General features: G+C 45.1%; 2 protein-coding genes. Both read left to right on the forward strand.

Translation table 11 applies throughout. The features are described 5' to 3' along the window. Positions 1-15: 15 nt before the first annotated feature. Positions 16-585 (forward strand): hypothetical protein, encoded by a 570-nt coding sequence (locus ENN47_12480; GenBank protein ID HDP78964.1) that lies wholly within the window; start codon positions 16-18, stop codon positions 583-585. A 14-nt stretch (positions 586-599) separates the two neighbouring features. Then, positions 600-1,583, forward strand: coding sequence for a hypothetical protein (locus ENN47_12485; protein HDP78965.1), 984 nt, complete (start codon positions 600-602; stop codon positions 1,581-1,583). The last annotated feature ends 118 nt before the right edge of the window (positions 1,584-1,701 follow it).

Here is a 1,701-nt window from a genome sequence, read left to right on the forward strand (position 1 = left end):
GTTTATGAGGCTGTAATGAGTCTTCCAAACAAACTGGGGCAGCTTCCTGATATGAAGATCGTTCCTCTCCTTGGGGGCCTTGGTCAGTCAGAAAAAACATATCAAATCAACAATATTGTTGAAAAGTTGGCGAACTCTCTGGGTGCGACGCCTGTATTTCTTTCCGCTCCGGCAATCGTCAACACTGCCGAACAGCTCAGCATGATGACTCAAGTGGGGTCAGTTCAGAATGTCGTAAATGAATGGGCTCATCTTGAAGCCGTGATCTTTGGTTTGGGCGCCCCTGCCGGCATGTCTGCGGTACTGGATTCAAACCTTCCCGGAGAAATCATTCTTGAGCTTGTTCGAAAGCATGCGGTGGGCGATATTGTTTCGAGATTTCTAAACAAGAATGGAGAAATCATCTGTAGAAATATCGAAGACATCTTACTGGGTATACGCTTTTCCGAACTGATGAAAGTGCCTGAAAAGATATGTTTGAGCGCTGGAGAACATAAGGCAGATGGAATCCGCGCCGCTCTCTCAAGGGGATACATAACCACATTGTTTACTGACATTAAGACTGCCCAGAGATTGGTTGCCTAACAGGAGGTGTGTGAATGAAAGCAGTCATGTACGAGGGAATAGGAAAGATCTCTATCAGAGACGTTGAGAAACCAAAGATCGGTGAAGACGGAATTCTTGTGAAGATTATGTATTCATTTATCTGTTCTACTGATATAAAGACCTTTAAACAGGGCCACCCTATGATTAAGCCTCCCACCATTCTCGGTCATGAATGCTCGGGAAGAGTTGCGGAAGTTGGATCGAAGGTTGAGGGTTTCGAAGTCGGAGACTTTGTTGCAATTGCTCCATTCGTAAATTGTGGGGAATGTGAACAGTGCATCGGCGGGAATCCCGAAGGTTGTAGAAATAGGAGTTTTCCGAGCAATGGCGCTATGACTGAATTTCTTTCCGTAGACATGAGTTATGCAAGGAAGGGTGTTTGGAAAGTCTCTGAATCACAAATTAAGGAAGCTGCTCTCGCCGAACCCATGGCCTGTGCGTTGACTTCGTGCAGAAACATGAAGCTCCAACCGGGGGAATCTGTTCTTGTAGTAGGAGCAGGTATCATGGGAATGCTAAATGCAACGGCTCTGAGAGACATCTACGGTCAGATCGTAAAGATAGTCGATACAAGAGAAGACAGACTGAAGTCCGCGGAAGAAATGGGTTTTTCCACCTCGCTTGAAGCTTCAGGTAAATTCAACTCAATTGTTCTTACCGCGCCAATTCCAGAGCTCATAGATAAATATCTGCCGATGGTCAAGCTTTTCGGCAATCTGGTTTTGTTCGGTGGTTATCCAAAAGGGATAAAGGCCTCTTTCGATCCTAACATCATACATTACAACGGAATAAGAATGACCGGAACTACTGGATTCGCACCAAAAGACTTCGCAGCCGCAATTTCGCTTATGAATACCGGTCAGCTACTTTTAACAACTTATACAAATAGGATCTACGAGTTCTCGGATTTTGAGGAAGCCTTCAGTGATGCGGTGGAAGGCAAATCAATAAAAGTCGGAATAAAGGTTGGTGAGTGAGTTGTTTGGCAAGCAAAATAGACTTTCAAGGATTTTCAACAAGTCTGGAAAATCGATCATGTTAGCTCTAGATCACGGGATGGCTCTTGGTCCGATGCAAGGTATTGAGAGGCCGGGA

Origin of the sequence: Mesotoga infera, from assembly GCA_011045915.1 — a bacterium.
Taxonomy (GTDB): domain Bacteria; phylum Thermotogota; class Thermotogae; order Petrotogales; family Kosmotogaceae; genus Mesotoga; species Mesotoga infera_D.